Origin of the sequence: Ruminobacter amylophilus, assembly GCF_900115655.1 — a bacterium.
Taxonomy (GTDB): Bacteria; Pseudomonadota; Gammaproteobacteria; order Enterobacterales; family Succinivibrionaceae; genus Ruminobacter; species Ruminobacter amylophilus.
In genome coordinates this window covers 1-21,569 of the sequence record NZ_FOXF01000045.1, presented here as the reverse complement: position 1 = coordinate 21,569, position 21,569 = coordinate 1, and the positions used below count along the sequence as shown (strand labels likewise).

Below are 21,569 nucleotides of genomic sequence, written 5' to 3'. Positions count from 1 at the left end.
CATGTACGTCAGCTCTACAATTATCCGGCCGACATACGCAAAGTGATGTATACGACCAATGCCATTGAGTCTGTAAATTCCAGCCTTAGAAAGGTCACTAAAAAGGGATTCTTTGAAAATGAAAATTCGGTATTTAAAATTTTCTATCTCAGAATTACGGGTGAACTTGCCAAGAAATGGAACAATGCTAAAATACAGAATTGGGCAAAGGTTCTGAACCAGCTATCCTGTCTTGATGAAACCAGCACAAGGATAGCTAGGTACATTAGATAATTTTTCAAAAGGGGCTTAACAAGGGTTTACACGGAATCGCGTTCACTCTCGAACGCTGTCCTTGGTGTCATAACCCCAGTCATAATCGGTACCCTCAGCACACGTAAAAGAAGCACAAGCAGCCGCACCATCCTGAAGGGTTGCTATTATGCCTGCAGCATCGCCAGTAGGATAACCATAAGCGATGGTAATCTCATCTGTACATGTACTAGTTGCAGTAGATTCCGGACCATTTGCACAAACCTTTTTACCACTCGCGTCCTTTTCCTTACCTGCAAGAATAGCCTTACTGTAAATCATGGCGCTTGCACTCTTAACTGATGCCTTGAGACCGTTCAGGGCGCTGATACGGGCATCAGACTGTAAATTCATAAACTTAGGAGCAGCAGTAGCAGCCAAGATACCGAGGATAACAATAACTACAACGAGTTCGATTAAAGTAAAACCAGACTGTCTTTTCATAATTCCGAGCCTCTCTTTATAACTTGAACCAAATTAAGAATATTTATTTTTTTAAAATTCATATTCCATATCCTCATAATAACAATAATCGATTATCAATTTAGGAATGTTTATAAATATTTTTCATTACATCACATTTTCATACCCTCTTATCTCCAAAAATATGCACTATATCTTAATTTTTTATAAACCACCCCAAGCCTTTAAATATAAATGTATTAAAGCAGTCATAAATCATAATAAACAACATTTTTACAACTTTGATCTGTTTAGATAACAAAAGCCTTGTAAATCAATGGTTCCAGGTCATAAAAACCTCCATTGGAATATAATTATCATCATTTCTGAAAATGATTTTCCCGTTTTTAATGATTTTTATCGGATTTCCGAGTTTCACGCTGTAAATTTTTCCATTCAGCATAAGAAAACTGTTTTTTGTGATGTCTGATCCTGTCTTCCGCAGGCCAAATGGATTTACGGTTATAACACCTGAAAACACGAATGAAGCACGACATATCAACCGACCTTACCGGATCACGCCTTAAATAAAAAAAAGTACCCCCGAAGTCTGTTCAACTTTCGGGGGCACTCCAAAGTCCGCAGCTGTTTATCGGAATCAGGCTCTGTTATCAGCAGCCTTCATCATTGGTTGTAAGTGACGGAGGCGTGCTCGCGGTAGCAGCCTTGTATGACAGATTGCAGTTTTCACTGTCTGGAGCTTTCGGTGAATAAATTAAAACTTCCGTACCGTCAACTTTATATGTCCAGTCTTTGTCACAGTCAGTTTCAGTTGAAGCACACATTTCATCCTGAATAATCTTTACAATGCCGTTTTCCGAAGCATCAGGTCTTCCGTAGGCAATGGTCACCTTGTCACAGTCGGTGCTTGAAACACCGGCGGCCTTATCCATGCACAGTTCACCTGTTGCCTTTGTTTCCAGACCGGCAAGAATGGCCTTGCTGTATACCATGCTCACCCCGCTCTTGAGTGAAGCCTTGAGACCGTTCAGGGCACTTACACGGGCATCAGCCTGCAGATTCATAAACTTAGGAGCGGCGGTTGCGGCCAGAATACCTAAAATAACAATAACCACCACAAGTTCAATTAACGTAAAACCAGATTGTCTTTTCATATCAGCCTCTCTTTATGCATCCTGCATATTTCAGTATGGAACAAACAACTTTATTTACTCGTCACCCCCATAATTCTATGTTAACAATAATTTTCGGAAGGCAGTCCGCAAATTTCACGGAAACCGCAGACTATCACACTTTTTATGCGGTTTTCAGACAAAAACCCCGTTATCAGTCACAATGACCGATAACGGGGACGTCTGTTTCGTCAACCGCTTAAAATCACGGGGGTGTCGACAGTTTGTCCGTCAGCATCCCTCATAATTTGAGGTAATTGAAGGAGGAGTACTGGCGGTAGCCTCTTTGTATGACACGCTGCATCCTTCCATATCCGGAGCTATTGATGAATAAATCCTGATTTCAGATGATTCCAGACTGTAGGTCCAGTCTTTGTCGCATACGGTATCCGTTGAGGCGCATACCTCATTCTGTACAATCTTAACCACACCGTCAGCGGTAGCGGCAGGTCTGCCGTAAACCAGAGAAACCATGTCACAGTCGGTACCGACGGCACCGGCAACCTTGTCCATGCACAATTCCGCTCCGTATGCCCTGTTTTCCAGTCCGGAGAGAATCGCCTTGCTGTACACCATACTCACGCCGCTCTTTAATGAAGATTTAATGTCGTTGAGCGCACTTGCGCGGGCCTCGGCTTGCGGATTCATAAACACAGGAACCGTATTGGCGGCCAGAATACCTAAAACAGCAATAACCACAATGAGTTCAATTAAAGTAAAACCAGTATGTCTTTTCATATCCGCCTCTCTTATGCTTCATACAGGTGTCAGTATGGAACAAACAACTTTCTTACTAATTACCTCCTCTTAACTTTATGGTAACAATTTGTTTTCAAATCCCTGCATAAAATTAACAGGACAATACAAAGCATCACACTTTTTGACGAATAATGAGTATTTTTTCAGACACAGATCATTTTTTAACCACCTGATTTTCAATGAAAAACAGGCAGTTTTTCAGTTGAGTTGCAATGTTTCTGATGCTGATTGTAAAAATTCAAATCAGTTAAAAACCTTAAAACTGAACTGACACAAAAAAAGGCGGAAACCAGGTTTCATCCTGAAGTTTCCGCCTCTTCGGCATATAATACTGAATCCGGGAATATTTATTCGGCCTTCTCCTTCTGCACCTTCTTTTCCTCCTGATTCTGGTCACTTACACTGATACCTAGCTTGCGATACTCGGCCTCACGCAGTTCCTTTCTCATTATCTTACCTACGTTGGTCTTCGGCAGTGAATCCCTGAATTCGATATGCTTAGGAACCTTATAGGCAGTAAGATGCTTACGGCACATGGTTTTAATCATATCCTCGGTGAGTGATTTATTCTTTCTGACGATGAACACCTTGACAGATTCACCGCTGTGCCTGCTCGGAACCCCGATGGCTGCAACTTCAAGCACATTAGGATGAAGCATAATCACGTCCTCTATTTCAGAAGGATATACGTTGAATCCTGAAACCAGAATCATGTCCTTCTTGCGGTCAACCAGACGGATGTATCCGCTGGTATTGGCCCAGCATGCCACGTCGCCTGTTTTGAGATACTCCCCGAAAAACACCTTCTGAGTAGCAACTTCACGTCCGTAGTACCCTTTCATTACCTGCGGACCTCTGACCAGCAGTTCACCGGGAACGTCAACATCGGTAATCCGGTGATTATCCTTATCCAGTATGATTACATCTGTTGAAGGAACCGGAACGCCTATGGTTCCCGTATATTCCTCCACGTTGTACGGACATACGGCAACTAGAGGAGAGCATTCGGTCAGACCGTAGCCTTCCAGAATGTGCAGCCCGGTATGAGTGAACCATTTTATTTCCACGCCCTTCTGTACAGAGGTACCTCCGCCGATGGTCAGCTTCAGCTTGGACAGATGCATGTTGCAGAAATCCTCATTGTTTATCAGAGCATTGAACAGCGTATTCACGCCGGTAATGATTGTTGGCTCGTAACTGGCAAGTTCCTTAACGAAACCTTTGATATTTCTGGCATCTAGAATCAGCAGAGAACCTGCCCCTATGCGGGTGCAGAACATGCAGTTGATGCAGAGGGCAAACACATGATAAAGAGGAATGGCGGTTACAATCAGCTCCTCTCCCTCGTTGAGTCTGCTGTGATACATGCCCCAGGCCTGTTCCACATTCGCCAGAATGTTGCCGTGGGTCAGCATGGCTCCCTTGGCAGTTCCCGTGGTTCCTCCCGTATACTGCAGAAACGCCAGCTCATCACTTTTTATGATAGGTCTGGTATACGGATATTCCTCACCGGCCATCATTACATGCTTATAGGTAATGGCATCGGGAATGTGATATCTGGGCACGATTCTTTTCAGATATTTGGCAAAGAAATTTATAAAGTATCCCTTGATGGCTCCGCATTCATCACCGAGAGACGTGATAATCACATGTTCCACTCCCGGAGTTTCAGGAAGAGACTTCTGCAGGGTACTTGCGAAATTGGAAATAACAATGATAATCTTGGCTTTGGAATCATTGAGCTGATGCACAAGCTCACGCGGTGTATACATCGGGTTGACGTTTACGATAACCGCACCGGCAAGCAGAGAACCGAACAGAGCCACAGGATACTGAATGATGTTCGGAAGCATCAGGGCTATGTGATCCCCGGGTTTTACGTGAAGTTCACACTGCAGATAGGCGGCGAAGCATCTGGCCTTGTGATCCAGCTGTGCGTAGGTCAGAGAGGTTCCCAGACTGTACAATGCGGGCCTGTCTCTGAATTTCTCGATTGAAAATTCAAACATGTCCACCAATGAGTTAAAAAGCCCCGTATCCACTGTGGGAGAAACTCCTTCAGGATACGCCTTTATCCACGGCTTATTATTCTGATTATCCATAAAACCCCCAAATGTCGCACTTCACATTATATTACAAAACGCTTTCACATATATTTTCTGTAGGATTTCATAATCAAAAATTAGTACAAAAAACACATTTTAAGCGAAATGTAATCACTTCAGACGATTTTGAGAGGGTTTCAGTTTCAGAAATAATTGCCGGAATGCATCAATAAACCGGCAAAGAGATGAACATTCGCACCGACCGCCGTGTGTGCAGATCCACTGCTGTTCTAAACCAAAATTGAATAGTGCTCAGTGCTTACACTTATCAGTAAACTAACTTTATCAAAATTTCCGGGAATATCTTTTATTTACGGAAAAATTCTCACAAACTCCGGTTAATCAAACTCAGGATTCTTCTAAAATGTATTTACAGATCAATTTGTCTGTTGCCACATTTATCACGAATATGGTTTTTTGATCCGGAGATATGAAAATTTTTATTTCAGAAGGTTTTTCAATATAATCCTTAAGCAGATAATATCTGTCTTTACAAATAATATCATCCATCTCCTTGTCCATCAGTACGAACAGTTCCTCAAAACCATCCAGATTATATTCCTCTGCCGGAGTGGAAACATATTTGAAACACCTCAATATTTTGCCACAGGAAACTGCCTGTACTTCATAAATTCGTCTGCATTCAGTACAGTACCAGTATTCAACCGGTTCAGAACGGTTTTGAAAAGAATTATCGCATTCAGCCAACTCATCCCATCCTGTATATAAATCCCATAGGCAAATATTTGGATTATACGATAAAGCTTTATCAGTTTCTGACCTTAAAAACACGTTTAAGAGATGTGGTGACGGACCTTCCGTGTCAGTCATGTCAGCGCCACAATAACAAGCCAACCCAGCCATGACGTTACTCCTGATTCAGAATAATTTTTTTTCATCAAACACAAAACACACAAAGAAGAATCCGTACAGAATGCAGAGCTTTACCGACCGAAACAGTCTTTTTCCTCTCAGCAGAAACCTGCCGGATTTCAAAACCGCACGGAACTACTGACCGCACATCTCGGCAACATTGGTATTGAGTCTGACCCAGGCATCACGGATACGGTTAACGTACTTGTCATGGATATCACTGTTGACCGAACGCTTGTAGTGATAATTTCCGACACCGAGCCACAGGTCTCCGTCAGCCTTTTCGATTTCACGTCTTATCAGATACCCCATCACCCAGATATTACGGCACGGACTGTTCTTCATGTCGGATTTATCCAGATCAAACTTTTTGATCTCACCAAGACGGACATCGTTAATCTGAGCCGGACCGCAGTCTTCGGTTCCGTTGCTGTTAGTCATGCAGTTGCCTGAAACATCACCTCTTTCCACATACAGAATGGAATAAAGAAGTTCTTCCGGAAGCTCGAACTGTCCCGCGGTCCACTTCACGCAGTGACTGTACGGCTTGTACCTTTTCATGATTTTGGTGTCGTACGCAAAGTCTCTCCAGTGGCCCTCGCACTTTCCTCCGGAAACCCCGGCGGAAGCGTCAGCAGGAATGCCTGACATCATCAGGGAAAGAACTGCAGAAACCAGCGCGGTTTTAAACACTGTCTTTTTAGTCTCAGTCAAAACTGTTTTTCCGAAATTCATGATTATTCAACCGCCTCGTAAAGCCTGTCGGCCACCGTATTGAGTTCTTCTTCAGAAACGGTTACCGCATAAAGATTCTTCTGATTTATAGGATATGCGGCCACACCGGCATCAGGATTTACGGCAGTCTCCCCCTCAGGCAGTTCCATATTTCCCGTGGCGGAAGCGGAATTTACGGTGTCAGCCCCTGCCACTGAATCAGAACTGTCCTCAGATACCGTATCGGCAAAATTACGCGTCGCATCAACATCTCTTCTGGTTGTTCTTGCCCTGGCGGACCTGGTGATGTTGGTTACCCCGTGAAAGTCATCAGAGGTATTGAGCGGTGACTTGTAGGACACCAGTACGTCCCACTCATACATTTCGGTTTTTCTGCCTGATCCGAGACTTACCACAAATGAAAGCGGAGAACTTTCCCTTCCCTGAAGATAAACCCTGACGTTGGCCATTCCAATCTTCGCTGAAGTAGGAACAATCCTGATACTGTCGTGTTTCTTGTTAAGCTGAATCTTAAAGCCGTTATTGGAACATTCAGCCTTGGCTATCGGCCATGACACCTCGGCACCGTCCCTGATACGGAACACCAGTTCGGAACCGTCATAAATTCTGAACATCTTTCCTGAATCATAAACGAAACGATCCTTTACGACTCTCGAACAGCAGCCGTTCTGCTGAGGAGCAGAAGTGTGCTCTCTGACAGGCTGCGCACTGACGGGACCGGAGGACACTACCGTGCCTGAATTCATCATAGCATTGTTATCGACATATTCCTCCGTGGTTCCGTCCTTGCGGTAGATTTTCATTTTCGGAGGATTTCTGGCTTCTTCCGCTCTGATGGCCTGTTCAAGAATCTGCTGTCTGGTTCTGTAACCGGTCAGATTCTCCCCGAGTTCAGGAGGAGGTTCCGGAGCTTCAAAGCCTGCGGAAACGGCAGGACCGGTCATAAAAAAAGACAGACCTGAAAACAGCAGACCTGCACCGATGTAAATACTTCTGCGTTTTATACTGTTTAATGAAGAACTCATATGTCCATCCATGTCTAAAACAAACTGCAAAACTCTTTAAAACAGACTGTTAAGCCTAAATTCTGACGTTCTCGATATTTCTGATATTGTGTTTCGAACGCATGTAGCTCAGTTCAAAAATCAGAGGATATTTTCCACGGTTTTCCAGAACTATTCTGATTTTGGCATTCGTATTGTGCCCGGTAGGAGTAATAATCACCGAGGATTTTTCGCTTGTTGCGGTAAAGCCTCTGTTGGATACTTCCACTCCGGAAACCTTTACCGGTTCTCCGGTTACCCTGTCAACAAAACTGATTATCGTTTCACCTCCGGTATAGACAGGCACATTCTTGTTCGGTACAAATGCGTAGTCGGTAACCACTTCACTCATCGGCTTCTGTGATTTTCCGGCAGAATTTACTTCCGTTTTTCCTGCTGAAGCTGTTTTTCCGCGGGTTCCGGCCACAGGCACCGAACCTTTTTTCTGATTGTCCGTGCGGTAGCTGGCAAGCTGCTCCCCAAGTTCCGGAGGCGGTACCGGACTCTCATAGCCGGAGGATTCAGCCGTCATTCCCGGAACTGAAAACGCAAGCATGAAACCTGCCGTAAGCACCATTAAAATCTTATTCATTCACGAACACCTGATTGCCCGAGTTTCGGTTCAATACCGAAAATCTCAACGATATTATGATTAGGAAGATTAAATATATACGCTTTTATGTCTCTTAACATAAAACTCAGCAGAAAAGTTAGATCTGTATATACTTTTTTGTCTGTATCCGCAGATGTACCGGCAGGTTCAGCAAACCTGCAGGTCTTATTCAGAAGGCATGCACAAATGCTTAACTTCCTGACAGAAGATTCACGGTCTGTTCTTCAAAGTCCTCTGCAGACAGATCGTGAAAATTAAAGCTCATGTTCTTAAAGGTCAGACAGCCTTCATGAATATTCCCATCCGGAATACCGAGATGCTTCTGCATGATTTTAAACTGCTTCATGGCCATTTCATCGTTGAGGTTTATATGATAGATGAATGTGGAAGGCACGGAAACCGGAGATGATAGGAAGAGTTTGGGATTGCTCTTTCTGTCCCTGTCCGCAGGTATATTGAACTTTGTCAGAAACTCAGCGGCTCTTGCTCTGTTAGGGAAACAGTCCATGACTGAAAGAACCGGATTAAAGGCCACCACTCCGGCTCCCTTTATCTGTTCTGCAAGGTATGATGCGGCGAAACCTCCGAATTGAGCGGAAACAAAGGTGACGTCTGCGGCCCGGATGTTTCTGTCAAGCATAACCCTGCGGACGATAATTTCAAGTTCGTCAAGCATGCCGTAGTAGCAGCAGGGAATAAATTTCATCTTCCTGCCGAGTGAATCCTCAAAATACATCTGCAGACCTTCGCATGATGAATATTCCGCAAGACGATCAAAATTCGCCACGTCTCTTGAATAGGATACGGCATCATTCAGAAAAACGGTAAGACGGCTGTCGCTGTTATTCCTGTAGAACAGTGAAACAATATCATAATCAAAAGTTCTGAAAGAATGCTTTCCTTCGGTAAAGGTAAATTCATCGTATATGTTGTGCTGAACCGGAGGTTCTGACATTAACTGCGCTATTTGAAAATTCATTTTTGTATAAAGCAAAATAGTATCTGAACGAAAATTTTTAAAAGTATATACCTTTTTATGCCGGCAAACTAACTGATTGTACGTGATTACGGTTTTATGCCGAAAATTGTTTGAACGGATTCACAGTTTACCGGTGCATCCAGTAAACAGCAAAACGCGTGTTTTTCCTGCGTTTCACGCCGGCGGATAACAAATATTCCACGTCTCCGGATTCAGTAATCATAAAAATTGTCATCTCCTCGGAAAACGCCTCAATAAATAAGATATTTTTTATACGAACGTGTTAGAAAACGCCCGTTTTTTGTACAAACAATCTTTTTAAAGAAAGGTATTACTTGTTTTTATGCAAATATTACGTATTTATTGTTAATCCCATGTGAAAATTTAACATAATACGTTTATAATTCGCTACCGGACACAGCATAATCCCCATCATGAAACATTTAGGATTTACTATACTGTACATCTGTGACAATATTGTCAGGATGTAACATACAGAATCTTTTTTTCTGCATGATTACGGGAATAAAACTGTCACCCGGCAGACCGTTCCGGAAAATTCCGGAACGACATGCCGTGATATGGCTTACCAGGGAAAAACATTACAGGAATATACAGGAATCAGAGGTTTTTAAAGGTGCTTATTGACATCTACTGTTTAAAAGGAAATCCGCAGAAGATTGAACAGGCTGAAATTGTGGGTTCTTTAATCAGAAAACAGGTTTTGAAATTCGATGACATTCTTGATCTCATCGCCGGGATCTATCAGGATGCGAACTCCCCTTTCCCGTATATCGGCAATGTCCACGCCAGCACCAACGGACTGGTCGTTCCGTCCGTAGGCAATTACTTTTTCTGGGTAATTCTCTCCAAGACCTCTGACGTTATCGTTCTTGACGACTTCGGTGCGGCTCTTACCAATAACCGCATTTCCGTGCTCAACAACATCTGCACCAGGGCTGCAGGAGAAAAAAACAGCATCTGGGATTTTGCGTCAAAATGGTCTCTTACCCACCACAAGACTTCCACCGAAAGGCTGGTTTCATACTACGTCTACTTCGTAAAAAACCACTTTGAAGCCGATGATTACGCATCATGGCTGAAGGCTGACGGTTACTTTGTTCAGGCGCCGTTTGACGAATACATGAGCAAGTACCACTACACCGGCATTGACATGAGTTCCCTTGACAGTTCAGACCGTCTTTCAGGAATGCTTGAAACGGCAATTTTCAGAAGCATTCCGAATAACCGCATCAGTCAGGCTCTGCAGAAGGAAATACACAGATTTGTCAGTGAATACATGAAATACAGGAAACTGCCTGCCGACACCACCGTATCCGAAAAATCCGGACGTAAGGGTGAAAATGTCATTTCCACGGGGCGAATGGAAAGTCTTAAGAACGACGCCATTCTGAATTATTCACGCAGATAACAATACGCCCCGGTCATCATTACCGGGGCGTTCATACTCATTGTCAATTAATACTGTCTTCTGTCTTTCCAAATGTAAGAAACATTTTTGAAAAGGAAGTCCTCAAAACTTAACAGTCTGAAATTATCTGAAGCAAAGCGTTCTGCCATATACACAATATAGGAAAATATAACCTGATCCCCCTGAGCTGAATGACCTCCGTTAAGATCATAAACCCATACCAGCATGTTTTCATTAACCTGATTCATGCCGTAAGCAAGCTTGTCAACATTCAGCTTTTTCATAAGAGGGAACAACTGTTTTTTGCAGTGTTCTTCATCATTCATATTCTGAATTATAAAAAAGCGGTTTGTTTTTATTTTCTCGCAGATAATATCCACTGTTTCATTTCTTCTCAAAGGATCCTTATCCTCAAGCGACAGATTCAATGTTCTGCAGAATCCCAAAATATGCTTGTAATCCTTTATTGAAATCTGTGGATTTAAAGCTATGTGCGTGGCATTGTTTAAATAATAAGACAAATGCAGAGCCACATAGCCACCGCCTGATGAACCGAATAAAAACAAATCCTTCTCTTCAATACCAAGCAGTGACTGAATCTTTTTGATTATGACTGAAATGTACTCTATATAGGACTCATTCTTAGTACCGTAGTACCAGCCAAGCTTTAGATTTCTGTGGATTGAAAGAAGAGGATCCGCGATATTTAAAACATAACCATCGCAGAACGGATAATATGACCATCTCTTGAAAACAGGTACAGGATCTCCGTCGTTTCTTGATCCTGAAAATATTACAAAAAGAGTTTTTTTCTGCTTTTCTGATGATGGGAGATTCATCTGACAGTCAAAAACAATATTTTTGTATTTTATAGCGAATCTGTCATGAAGATCTTCATTCTGAATATTATCAAATTCATAGGTCTGATATTCTTTAGAAATTGAATAATGTGTCTGTTTCAGTGCATCCATCTGTCTATGTATTTCGTTATTAAACTGAGCATAATTATCAATGGACACACGTTTAAATACTTGATCATACCTATTCTTATAATTCATAACTCTAATACCAAAAATTTTAATTTATTATCTGTATATTATATTAAAAATCTTCAACGGTAAAAAACGCAAAATGCTTTTATAGCATCTTTCACTATCTATTTTATCTTTTTAACTGAGATCTCACAGCCCGGCATGCCTTGTCGGTCACAACTATTTCCTTTATAACCTTTTCTGATCCTGATTCATGGTAGACATAGCGCAGTTCATGAATTCTCGGCAGAATCCATTTGCCGTAGGTATCAATACTGCATGTACGGTCTATGCGCCCTGCCACGAAATCAGCCTGCTTGACCTTTGCGGCATCCTTCGGATTTACCGAAAGAAGAACGACCAGTGAAGAGTCATCGGTAGCTGTCATGATAGGATTGTTTTCAATTCTGTCAAACTTTTCACCTATTCTTTTGAGAGCAAAAGGAGCAAAACGCTTTTTTAGATAATCCGCGCTGAGAGGACCCTCAGGTTCAGACTCATAGGCATAGATGAACTCGTCGTCAAGTCTCACGCTTTCATGTGAAAGCACGGATTTTTCCACCAGAAGCGGTTCCTTGCCGGTACATTTGAGGTAATCAAGCGATACTTCGGAATAATCCCGGTCATCATGGTAGAACACCAGCACAATCTTGTCCAGCCGGTGCAGAATGCCTTCATTAAGGGCAATGCGGCAGAAAAGATTAAGGGTCTTGTTATCCTCCGGAGTTCCGTCAAAATCCATAGGCCCCAGGGCATCGGCCGTACCGATGTCGTACACCAGTACCGCCCCCTTCTTGTCAAGTCTTACGGTTCTGAGTGTTATATACGGACTCAAATCCTGAGGCAGCTCATAGGTGTTGTAGAAATACGGCAGATACATTTCAGAGAGATAATCCCTGCTGTAGAGATTAGGATTCACGAAACTTGACTGCTGTCTTTTCTTGAGAATATCGTAAATAGGATGACTTTCGGCAGAGTTTTCGGAACCTGCAGCGTCATTCTGTGTCTGAGGAGACTGAACTTCCGCAGTACCGTTATTTTCGGTCTGAGGCTGAGAAGCTTTCTTTCCGCCGCTGTCTCCTGTCTTCTCCGGTGCCTGAGATACAGCTCCGGTTTCAGCTTTCTTATCGTTAGATTCTGCCCCGCTGACGGAAGACGGTTCATTCTTTGCTTCAGCTGAGTCCCTGCCGGTCTTTACGGCTGAAACCGCTGCAGCTTCCGCAGCTGAATCCCGGGAATTTTCTTTTTCAGCCGGAACCTGCTGTGTCTCGGACTTCACGGAATTTTCCGCACCGTTTTCAGGCTGAATCACGCCTTCGGCAGAAGCTTTCTTATCTGAATTCTTTTCCGGAGAAGATACTTCGGCAGTATTCTTACCTGCTTCAGGCTTTTCATCAGTCTTTTCGACAGAAACACTGACATCATTCTTTTGAGGAGCCTTTTCCGCAATATCGGCGGCAGATTTTTCCGCCTCTGAAACAGATACTGATACAGCCTCGGTATTCTTTCTTATTTCTTCAGATACGGTGTCAGTATCTGCCTGTGTTTTTTCAGCATTTTCGAAAGAAGCACCGCCGTCTGCCGAAGCGTCACTCTGTGAAGCCCTGACTTCCTGACTGCGGGGAGAATTTGAAAGTAATGAACCTTCGGTATCCTTGTATTCGGCGGCATCAACTTCAATTCTGTCAGTCACCTCGGCATCGAGAGACGGAGCTTCTGCCAACTGTTCCTCTACCGCGCAGGCAAGCCCGCAGCTAAAGGAAATTCCAAGTAAAAAACTGTTTTTCACTACTTTTTTCAGCATTAATTAGTACCCTGTGACTGACACATCTGAGGATTTACAGACACTTTTCTGTAAAAATCGCCGGAAGCCGTATATGCCTCCACGCTTATGCTTCTTATACGATGAAGGTTGTGCTTTTTCGCCCTTACCTGACGGCAGTATCTGGAAACCGCCACGCCGTAATACTCATTCTCCATTCTTTTCTTCACGGAGGAAGGCATGAACTGATATACGTCATTCATTACCGCATGGGCCGTTACGTCCCCTTCAACGTTTACGCTGACATCGTCAACAGTTCCGAACTTAAAATCATACGGCAGGTTCTTTTCCAGCTTTTTACCGTACATTCTGTTAAGTTCACTGCCGGTAAGATATCCTGAATTTCCGGTTCCTGCGGTGACGGACACGGAATCAGGTCTGATAACCGTTATCCCCGTCTGCGGATCCCTGAAGGAAACGCCTTCTCCGGCACATACAGTCCCTGAAAGAAACACTGCGGGAATCAGCAGCAGAAGTTCAGCCTTTCTGCCCAACATTGAAGATGTTTTTTCAAGTAAAAACATAAACCCACCATGAACTCCGCGGTTCAGACAACCTTTTTGTGAAAAATTTTAAACAAAACTTTTTTCTTTAGCAATAAACATCACCAAAAATTGCAGGCATGGATACGGCATTGAAGTTTTTCCGAGGAAAAAACACCGGTTTTCAGATGTCTGCCTAGTCATACGTTATGCCGGAACAGCTGTCATCCTCGATTTCAAGCTCGGCAAAATCCTTTCCGTTCACGCTGTACAGCAGACGGTATGAATCCACCTTTGTCAGAATCTGTTCCCTGATGAACCTGCTGGAGCACATGTACATATACACCTCGTCAGGCTCCTGAAACTCCGCAAAGGCGGGACTCAGTTCGTAATGCATGTTGAGAGTGCTCCCGGGACCTGCGGTTACATCCTTCAGAATCACGTCATCACTGATTCTGTAAGGCAGTGTTATTCCCCGTTCCTTAAGAAGCAGAGGAATGACATTAAGGCGCAGATGAAATTCGGTATAGTGACCGTTGCTCTGATAAAGTGCGGGTTCTGAGAATCTGGTAAACCAGGCATCCTCAATATACGGGAAAATGCATTTATAAAAGAACCATGACACGACAATAATGATAAGTACCAGGGAAAGCCTGAAAAACTTCTTCTCGACAGGATCTTCAGGCTGAGGCTTCTTTCCGGTGACTCTTCTTTTCTTTGCGGCTTTTCCGGCAGTGGCGGCTGAATCTCCTTTATCTTTATCACTGTCTCCGGCCCCCGTGGCTGCAGTCACTTCCTCACCGCTTATGCGCTTTCCGGAAGATTTACGTCCTCTGTTTCCCCTTTCTGAGGTTTTTACTTCAGAATCACCGGAACCACCTTTCTTTTCCGAAACCGGATTGTCAGCTTTCACGTTTCCGGCGTCAGCAGCTTCCAGGGCTTCTGATTTTCCTGATGAACGGGAAGACTTTCGGGAAGAGCCCGCACTGTTTTCTTCTTTTGCGGATTCTTCAGAGGATGACACTGATGATTCGGTATTTTTACCTGAAGATGAGTCCTGTCCGGAGACGCCGGCAGAAGCCTTTCCTCCGGCGGCATTTCCTATTCCCATTTCGGCCGCGGTGACTCTCACCACTCCGGAAATGGATTCCAGATCCACGGGATGAACAGATTCCTTTTCCGCGGAATCATCGGATGGAGAAACTTTTCCGGAAACGGACGGATCTTCCGGCGGTTCCTGCAGACCGCCGCCGTTCGGCAGATTCCCGTTCATGACTTCGGTCACCTGTTCAGACTGACCTTTATCCGCACTGCGGTTATTCTTCTTCCGGAACATTGAAATACTCTGTAATCCTCATCCGTAAAAACACGGAAACATCTCCGGTACACACTGACCTACGGAGTGAATGAATCCTGATCGTCGTCGCTGCCCCAGCCTGTATTCCCGGAACGGAAGCTGTCAGGGGATACCGGAGAATTCCCCGGAGCGTTCTGATCTTCACCATGTTCGCCGCGACTCAGTTCATTCACTTTTATATGATTGATTGTTCCCTCCTGACCGCTGTTTTTCATGGTCACGTTAACGGACTCGATGAGATTGTTTCTGAAATCGCTCAGAGCCATGTACACGTAGATAAGCGGAGTCAGGATAACCAGAGGGTTGGTCAGGGCATGATGAATCTGAGGATTGTCAATAAAGAAGGCACTTATCACAAAGAGAGCAAGCGGCAGTGTATTGGCATATACGTTGAGTCTGAACAGCGCGTCTCTCGGCAGACTGATTTTAACCAGCATCTGCAGAAAGAGACTGAGAAGAGAAGTCATAATCGCAAAAAGACACTGTTTAACCAGAATCATGAAATACAGCACCACTACCGTCACCCCGAGATATGCCATGGTCATTCTGGATACGAACGACTGAACCAGTTCATAGGCTCTGACGGCAGTGCTGTCGTCGGAGGTCAGCACCTTGTAGCTTACGCAGACAAAGTTTTCCATTCTGGAGATGCCGAAACAGAAATTATTGGCGTAAAGATTTACCACCGGTCTGATATCAGTGAGCTCCTCAACTTCAAACAGCTGCGGATCATCGCTCTGAAAATGCATCTGATCAGGATATATACCAAGCATTCCGCTTCCGTTTTCATAGGTGTATGCGACATAGCGGTTTCCTTCATCATCCTTCTTCCAGAAGCCTTCAGGCGTATCGGAACGCACAGTAATCCCCGCATTCTGATAATCGAATTCAGGTATTCCTCGGGCTACGGGATACATTTCGTTATGGAAGAAATTATAGAAGTGCATGATTATGGCAATCATCACCAGCACTGTGGCCAGACCGCAGCTTCTCAGCAGATGTCCCTGACCGTATCCCCGGAAATAGCAGATTACCGGAATGTAAAATTTTCGGGAAAAAATGGCAAGTAACGGGAACAGTAACAGTTTCTTCAAAAATTTCTGCATTTTATTATAATCCGGAGATAAACGATAATCATCAGACCGCCATTACTGGTTTGAATCATTTTATTTTAAGTGAAACGGCAAACCGTATACGGGGAACTCTCTCCGTATTCTATCATAAGTTTGCTTTGATAATGACACCTGATTAATGACTGACCTCAGGTTTTGTCGGATAGTCCGTATCTTTTTTATGTTTTTCCTGAATTGAGGCGGTCTCCGCAGATCCATCCGACACTGCCGCAGGCTGTTCTTCAGACGGATTCAGACTCTTCACCGCCACCTTACGACCTTTTCCGCTCTTACCGCCCTTTCCGGCCTTCTTCACGTCTGCGTAATTCTGACCTTTGGATGTCAGAACTTCGGGAGCCGGTATTTTTTTCTCGTGAGTCTCAGGACCTGCGGTCTGAGTTTTTTCCGCATCGGCTCCGGACAGGTGTTTCTGTACCCCGTCACCATCCTCTCCCGCAGCCTGTTCCCTGCTGTTCAGGTCATCAAAGGCGAAACAGGATTCAACGCTTCCGAAATCACATCCGGAACGGTAAAACTCCTTGGCTCTTTCTATATCCTGCTCCACACCGTTACCGCGTTCATACATCACTCCGAGATTGTTGCAGGCATCTCTGTCCCTGAGACTGCAGCCCATGGAAATATATTTTATGGCCTGTCCGTAATCCGTATCCACGCCCCTGCCGTTAAGATATATGAGTCCCAGGCCTGTACAGCCCTGAGCCTCTCCGAGTTCACAGGCCAGAGCAACATAGGCTCTGGCCCCGTCGAAATTCTGCGGAACGCCGCGGCCGATGTAGTAGGCCACTCCGAGATAGAAGCAGGCGGTTCCGTCACGCATGTTGCAGGCCACGTCGTAGTACTTGTCGGCAAGAACCACGTCAAGTCCCCTGCCTATTCCCTTGTCAAAAATGTCACCCACGGCACGGCATCCCGGAGCATAGTCGAGAGAACAGGATTTCTGAGCCAGACGGTAGGCATCTTCCGCCTTTCGGTCCGCATAGTTTTCCCCCATGTAGACTCTGGCCAGATTATGACATCCGGTACCGTTGTCCATGTCGCATGCCATGCCGTAGTATCTTACGGCATTGGGTTCATCCGCATTGACTCCGATACCGTCTCTGTAGATATCGCCGATGCGTACGCAGCCGTAGCTGCTTCCGCTGGTACAGGATCTCCAGAAAAAGCGTCTCGCCTCCTCCGGATTCTTTCTGATAACGGCCCCCTCATAGTGTATTCCGCCGAGATCACTGCAGGCGTCTGCATCTCCTAGATCACAGGCCTGCTCCAGATAGGTTCTGGCTATCTCCGGATTATGCAGAAACTTTTCTCCCGCTCCGGAAAAATCCTCTCCCCTGAGGGATATGTCCCCCAGCATGTGACACGAATGACCGTGTTTCAGGCGGCATGCCCGGGTATAGTTCACCAGAGCTTCGGCAAAATCACGGTACTCCGTACTGCCGTAGTATATTTCCGCAAGATTGAAGCAACCTTCACCCACGCCGAGTTCGCAGCTTTTTCTGAAGAAATCCATGGCCCACGGTGTACCGTTTTCCTTCTGAATTTCGGCTGAGCCCATTCTGTTGCAGCCCTCACCGTAATTGAGGGTACAGCTTTTATCGTAAAAAGAGAATGCCAGTTCAGACATATCCCTTTCCTCATGCATCCCCGCCAGCAGGAAACACGAGGCTCCGTTACCGTTTCTGCATCCCAGATCGTAAACATTCATGGCTGTGGCGTCATTGGGAGCCGTAACAAAGCCGTTCCTGAAAAAACCGCCCAGATCATTGCATCCGTCATAATCACGAAGACGGCACGCCCTGTCGAAAGCACCTGCGGCCTTGAGATGGTCACCGAACCTGTCTCTCATGATTTCTCCGTAGATTCTGCAGGAACCACCGTGACCGGTTTTACAGCCTTTTTGCAGAAGATCGGCGGCAAGACTGTAATCAGCGTGAACGTTTCCGCCGTCACTCCAGTAGATACCGGCAAGGTAGCAGGCTTCGGCATTACCGGAACCGCATCCTGATTCATAGTATTTCGCCGCCCGGCCCGGATTCCCCATCCGGTCGTATTCACCGCCGGCACTGAGGCAGGAGTCACCTCCGCCCAGAGAACACACTATCCCGTCACATCCGGACAGCATAAAGGACACGGTGACTACTGTCATACGAAAAATATTCTGTATTACGGTATTCAGCTCAGCCATGACTATGCCTCTTCAGATCCTCATGGATATGACACGACGGTGCATATCGGAAAAGCGGTTCCCGATAAAATCCGGAACCGCACGTAAAATGTCCCCGTGTGTCACAATGGACACACACGGATGTCAGACTCTTTACGGAGTCTGTATAAAAACGTTTTCAGATTATGGAAAGCATACTTCCATGGTAACACATAAAAATCCATTCCCTGAAACTATTCGGTATGGATATTTCCGAAAAATTGACAGACTGACACAATTTTCAGTTTTAGGAGCTCCTTATGAAACAGGCTGCGCCTTCTGTACTTTTCCGTTCTCCCGCCGAAAAAGAGAAACACCGCAATCAGACCTGATTACGGTGTTCTACCTCTTTCCGCATTATCAGCGGAATCAGCTGCTCCCTTCAGGGATACAGCCGGTTATTTTTCAGTTTTCAGAGCCTTATGACCGGTCTTTGAGAAAGACAGAGCATCTTCGAGATTCTTTTCAAAATCCACTTCAGGATGCTTCTTGACAAACTTTGATTTTACCATGGCCTTCATAGGCTGGAACTGTACGGAGGTGATAACCAGCCTGATACCTCTGTTCTTCATGTCATTGCAGAACTGATCAAGGCAGTGTGAACCGCCGGCATCGAGCATGTTAACTCCGCTGAAATCGAGAATCAGCCCCTTTTCACTGACGAGTTCATGTCTCAGGTTGCGGAACACTCTTTCTGCTGAAGCAAAGAAAAGAGGACCGGCAATGCCGTAAGCCGCATAATCATCATTAACCTTTTCAGCAATATGCTTGTGAACGCAGAGATCATGAATCCTGGTCATTCTTGCCATATCTCTCATGAAGATGATGGATGCCATGACGATACCGAAGCTGATGGCCACAACCATGTCGAATACCACGGTACAGAAGATACAGCAGACCATGATGAGAACATCTGTTCTGGGAGCTGTACAGGCAAGATTCAGCACCTTGCGCCACTCACTCATGTTGTAGGCAACGAGAAGAAGCAGAGCACTCATGGCAGCCAGCGGAAGCTGTGAAAGCACCGGAGCGAGCCACATGATGGCGATAAGAACCAAAACGGCGTGAGCCACGGCTGCTACAGGAGAGGTACCGCCCGCCTTAACGTTGGCGGCACTTCTTGCGATTGCCGCGGTTGAAGTGATACCGCCAAGGAACGGAGCCACGATGTTACCGATACCCTGACCGAAGAGTTCTCCGTTTGAATGGTGTCTGGTATTGGTCATACCGTCAAGAACAACCGCACACAGAAGTGATTCGATGGCACCGAGTACTGCCATGGAGAATGCAGCAACTACCAGAGCCTGGATGGTTGCAAAATCCCAGGTAAGCTGACCGCCGTTAGGTCCCGGAAGCTCCCATGGAAGCAGGAAATGAGGAAGCCCCTGTGGAATACCGTTACCTACGGAGCCGTCTGCAGCAACGTAGTGGAATCTGGTACCGATGGTGGCAACGGACTGACCGCAGTACTTTTCCAGAAGCCAGGCAACCAGACAGCCGACAATAACTGCAGGCAGATGGCCGGGAAGAAGCTTAATCTTTAACTTAGGCCACAAAACCAGAACAGCAAGGGTTGAAGCCCCTACCGTGGCATCGGCCCACTTCAGTGAAGACATGTTGGTTGCAAGAACATTCAGCTTTTCCACGAAACTTTCAGGCATTACGACGTCAAGACCGAAGAAGTCCTTGATCTGGAGAACGGCTATAACGATACCGATACCCATGGTAAAACCGAGAGTAACTTCTATAGGAATGAACTGAATTAGCCTGCCGAGACGCCCCGCCGCCATTATGAGCAGGAAGATACCGCACATGACGCTGGCGACACACAGACCGGCAGGACCGTATGTCTGGGCAACAGGATACAGAATTACAACGAAAGCGGCGGTAGGACCTGAGATGCTGAATCTGGAACCGCCGGTAAGGGAAATAATAAAACCGGCAACCAGAGCGGTGTACAGACCATATTCAGGGCTCACGCCACTTGCTATCGCAAGAGCCATTGACAGAGGAATAGCAATAATACCAACCACTAACCCTGCAAGCAGGTCTTTACCCAGCCTGTTCATGGAATACGGTTCTTTAATCATAGAATCACGAACGGCGCTTCCGAAATGGAAAATGGAATGACGCACGGACACGATCTTTCTTTTGGTTCTAATCTTGACCATGATATTTCACTGAACTAATTAATTGTTGAAGAACGATTTAAATTACATAGCTCAAGGCTTATGAGACAATCTGATAGCATAAAAAGCTTATGTTAGGAGACCGGACAGAATCCTGAGGTACGCAATTATACAATAATTTGCAATAAGTTTGTAAAATTATGACCTGGATAACAAAATTTTTCACTATTATTATTTACACATGGCAATCTTCTTAACTATTGCAGATACTCTCATGCAGTAAATTATCCCTTAATCAATGAAAAATTTGTATGCAGATACAATTTCATACAGCTCGTTTATAATTTATTGTGCACATAAATTTCAGATTTTAAAATCTCTGTTATTTTTAATACAAATTTTTACACATGTTTTATGTTTTTAAGTCGTTCTCAAAATCAAGATCTAATGCAACATTAAGTATTCTTTAAATGTACGAATTAAATTTACATAACATTTTTCCTACAAATTTAAGTGGAAAAGCCGGGTTCACGGCCAATACTCACTATCATGTCATTCATTATGAATGATTGCCGCTGGATGTTGACTGATTAAACATGGATTATAAAAATGAAAACTAGCAACAGATTAAATCTTTTAGTAACCGGAGCCGCAGGTTTTATCGGTTCTAATTTTGTACATTACTGGCTGGATAAATACAAAGACTCCAGGGTGGTTGTTTTAGATGCTTTGACCTACGCGGGCAATCTGGATAACATCAGTGATCTGCAGTCAAACAGCAATTTTAAATTTGTTCACGGAAATATCTGTGACACTGATTTAATCAAAAAACTGCTTGTTGAAAATGACATTGATACACTGGTTCACTTTGCAGCAGAATCTCATGTTGACAGATCTATCACCGGTCCTGATGAATTCATCAATACCAACATATTGGGTACTTATTCATTACTTAAAGCCTGCAAGGCTGTATGGCTTGATTCAGAT

At 44.7% G+C, this 21,569-nt stretch carries 19 protein-coding genes; 3 read left to right on the top strand and 16 right to left on the bottom strand.

The window, feature by feature from the left end; genetic code table 11:
• Window positions 1–273 (top strand): transposase (locus BMY80_RS09650; protein WP_143066507.1); only part of this gene is annotated, 273 nt, incomplete at its 5' end.
• Between the two features lie 42 nt (window positions 274–315).
• Here BMY80_RS09650 and BMY80_RS12710 read toward each other — a convergent pair.
• The 9 genes from BMY80_RS12710 to BMY80_RS09600 all read right to left on the bottom strand — a co-directional run bounded on the left by BMY80_RS12710 (window position 316) and on the right by BMY80_RS09600 (window position 8,969).
• The gene (locus tag BMY80_RS12710) at window positions 316–735 is read right to left on the bottom strand and encodes a type II secretion system protein (RefSeq protein WP_093143189.1); all 420 of its coding nucleotides are present in this window, start codon (window positions 733–735) and stop codon (window positions 316–318) included.
• A 629-nt stretch (window positions 736–1,364) separates the two neighbouring features.
• A complete protein-coding gene (locus tag BMY80_RS12705; RefSeq protein WP_031579269.1) occupies window positions 1,365–1,868 on the bottom strand; it encodes a type II secretion system protein in 504 nt (167 codons plus the stop codon).
• A gap of 249 nt (window positions 1,869–2,117) precedes the next feature.
• Entirely contained in the window at window positions 2,118–2,624 is a 507-nt protein-coding gene (locus BMY80_RS09630) for a type II secretion system protein (protein ID WP_093143184.1), read from the bottom strand.
• A 368-nt stretch (window positions 2,625–2,992) separates the two neighbouring features.
• Complete coding sequence (locus BMY80_RS09625; protein WP_093143182.1) at window positions 2,993–4,747, bottom strand: AMP-binding protein; 1,755 nt, start codon at window positions 4,745–4,747, stop codon at window positions 2,993–2,995.
• A gap of 351 nt (window positions 4,748–5,098) precedes the next feature.
• Complete coding sequence (locus tag BMY80_RS09620) at window positions 5,099–5,614, bottom strand: hypothetical protein (protein ID WP_143066506.1); 516 nt, start codon at window positions 5,612–5,614, stop codon at window positions 5,099–5,101.
• Between the two features lie 144 nt (window positions 5,615–5,758).
• Complete coding sequence (locus BMY80_RS09615; RefSeq protein WP_143066505.1) at window positions 5,759–6,337, bottom strand: lytic transglycosylase domain-containing protein; 579 nt, start codon at window positions 6,335–6,337, stop codon at window positions 5,759–5,761.
• Window positions 6,338–6,360: 23 nt separating this feature from the next.
• Complete coding sequence (locus tag BMY80_RS09610) at window positions 6,361–7,383, bottom strand: DotH/IcmK family type IV secretion protein (RefSeq protein ID WP_093143173.1); 1,023 nt, start codon at window positions 7,381–7,383, stop codon at window positions 6,361–6,363.
• A 55-nt stretch (window positions 7,384–7,438) separates the two neighbouring features.
• Window positions 7,439–7,993: a hypothetical protein gene (locus BMY80_RS09605; RefSeq protein WP_093143170.1), complete on the bottom strand. Its 555-nt coding sequence runs from the start codon at window positions 7,991–7,993 to the stop codon at window positions 7,439–7,441.
• 211 nt (window positions 7,994–8,204) lie between these two features.
• A complete protein-coding gene (locus BMY80_RS09600; protein ID WP_031579261.1) occupies window positions 8,205–8,969 on the bottom strand; it encodes a hypothetical protein in 765 nt (254 codons plus the stop codon).
• 661 nt (window positions 8,970–9,630) lie between these two features.
• Here BMY80_RS09600 and BMY80_RS09595 point away from each other — a divergent pair.
• Window positions 9,631–10,425, top strand: coding sequence for a hypothetical protein (locus BMY80_RS09595; RefSeq protein ID WP_031579260.1), 795 nt, complete (start codon window positions 9,631–9,633; stop codon window positions 10,423–10,425).
• Window positions 10,426–10,472: 47 nt separating this feature from the next.
• On the opposite strand, the gene BMY80_RS09590 is transcribed toward BMY80_RS09595, so the two are convergent.
• The 7 genes from BMY80_RS09590 to dauA form a co-directional block, all read right to left on the bottom strand.
• Entirely contained in the window at window positions 10,473–11,483 is a 1,011-nt protein-coding gene (locus BMY80_RS09590) for a hypothetical protein (protein WP_143066503.1), read from the bottom strand.
• Between the two features lie 103 nt (window positions 11,484–11,586).
• Entirely contained in the window at window positions 11,587–13,260 is a 1,674-nt protein-coding gene (locus BMY80_RS09585) for a hypothetical protein (RefSeq protein WP_093143168.1), read from the bottom strand.
• Window positions 13,260–13,802 (bottom strand): hypothetical protein, encoded by a 543-nt coding sequence (locus BMY80_RS09580; protein WP_093143165.1) that lies wholly within the window; start codon window positions 13,800–13,802, stop codon window positions 13,260–13,262. Before BMY80_RS09580 ends, BMY80_RS09585 begins: the two co-directional genes overlap by 1 nt.
• Window positions 13,803–13,956: 154 nt before the next feature.
• The gene (locus tag BMY80_RS09575; protein WP_093143163.1) at window positions 13,957–15,096 is read right to left on the bottom strand and encodes a hypothetical protein; all 1,140 of its coding nucleotides are present in this window, start codon (window positions 15,094–15,096) and stop codon (window positions 13,957–13,959) included.
• A gap of 59 nt (window positions 15,097–15,155) precedes the next feature.
• The gene (locus BMY80_RS09570) at window positions 15,156–16,223 is read right to left on the bottom strand and encodes a DUF1189 family protein (protein ID WP_093143160.1); all 1,068 of its coding nucleotides are present in this window, start codon (window positions 16,221–16,223) and stop codon (window positions 15,156–15,158) included.
• Window positions 16,224–16,365: 142 nt separating this feature from the next.
• Window positions 16,366–18,435: a tetratricopeptide repeat protein gene (locus tag BMY80_RS09565; protein WP_093143158.1), complete on the bottom strand. Its 2,070-nt coding sequence runs from the start codon at window positions 18,433–18,435 to the stop codon at window positions 16,366–16,368.
• Between the two features lie 416 nt (window positions 18,436–18,851).
• Window positions 18,852–20,624, bottom strand: a complete 1,773-nt coding sequence (gene dauA, locus BMY80_RS09560; RefSeq protein WP_093143155.1) for a C4-dicarboxylic acid transporter DauA — start codon at window positions 20,622–20,624, stop codon at window positions 18,852–18,854.
• Between the two features lie 567 nt (window positions 20,625–21,191).
• Here dauA and BMY80_RS09555 point away from each other — a divergent pair.
• Window positions 21,192–21,569 (top strand): GDP-mannose 4,6-dehydratase (locus tag BMY80_RS09555; RefSeq protein ID WP_143066502.1); only part of this gene is annotated, 378 nt, incomplete at its 3' end.

What these genes read in the sequence shown, in the direction of transcription:
- BMY80_RS12710 (WP_093143189.1), bottom strand. Translation starts at nt 735, where the DNA reads ATGAAAAGACAGTCTGGTTTTACTTTAATCGAACTCGTTGTAGTTATT.
- BMY80_RS12705 (WP_031579269.1), bottom strand. Translation starts at nt 1,868, where the DNA reads ATGAAAAGACAATCTGGTTTTACGTTAATTGAACTTGTGGTGGTTATT.
- BMY80_RS09630 (WP_093143184.1), bottom strand. Translation starts at nt 2,624, where the DNA reads ATGAAAAGACATACTGGTTTTACTTTAATTGAACTCATTGTGGTTATT.
- BMY80_RS09625 (WP_093143182.1), bottom strand. Translation starts at nt 4,747, where the DNA reads ATGGATAATCAGAATAATAAGCCGTGGATAAAGGCGTATCCTGAAGGA.
- BMY80_RS09620 (WP_143066506.1), bottom strand. Translation starts at nt 5,614, where the DNA reads ATGGCTGGGTTGGCTTGTTATTGTGGCGCTGACATGACTGACACGGAA.
- BMY80_RS09610 (WP_093143173.1), bottom strand. Translation starts at nt 7,383, where the DNA reads ATGAGTTCTTCATTAAACAGTATAAAACGCAGAAGTATTTACATCGGT.
- BMY80_RS09605 (WP_093143170.1), bottom strand. Translation starts at nt 7,993, where the DNA reads ATGAATAAGATTTTAATGGTGCTTACGGCAGGTTTCATGCTTGCGTTT.
- BMY80_RS09600 (WP_031579261.1), bottom strand. Translation starts at nt 8,969, where the DNA reads ATGTCAGAACCTCCGGTTCAGCACAACATATACGATGAATTTACCTTT.
- BMY80_RS09590 (WP_143066503.1), bottom strand. Translation starts at nt 11,483, where the DNA reads ATGAATTATAAGAATAGGTATGATCAAGTATTTAAACGTGTGTCCATT.
- BMY80_RS09585 (WP_093143168.1), bottom strand. Translation starts at nt 13,260, where the DNA reads ATGCTGAAAAAAGTAGTGAAAAACAGTTTTTTACTTGGAATTTCCTTT.
- BMY80_RS09580 (WP_093143165.1), bottom strand. Translation starts at nt 13,802, where the DNA reads ATGTTTTTACTTGAAAAAACATCTTCAATGTTGGGCAGAAAGGCTGAA.
- BMY80_RS09575 (WP_093143163.1), bottom strand. Translation starts at nt 15,096, where the DNA reads ATGTTCCGGAAGAAGAATAACCGCAGTGCGGATAAAGGTCAGTCTGAA.
- BMY80_RS09570 (WP_093143160.1), bottom strand. Translation starts at nt 16,223, where the DNA reads ATGCAGAAATTTTTGAAGAAACTGTTACTGTTCCCGTTACTTGCCATT.
- BMY80_RS09565 (WP_093143158.1), bottom strand. Translation starts at nt 18,435, where the DNA reads ATGGCTGAGCTGAATACCGTAATACAGAATATTTTTCGTATGACAGTA.
- dauA (WP_093143155.1), bottom strand. Translation starts at nt 20,624, where the DNA reads ATGGTCAAGATTAGAACCAAAAGAAAGATCGTGTCCGTGCGTCATTCC.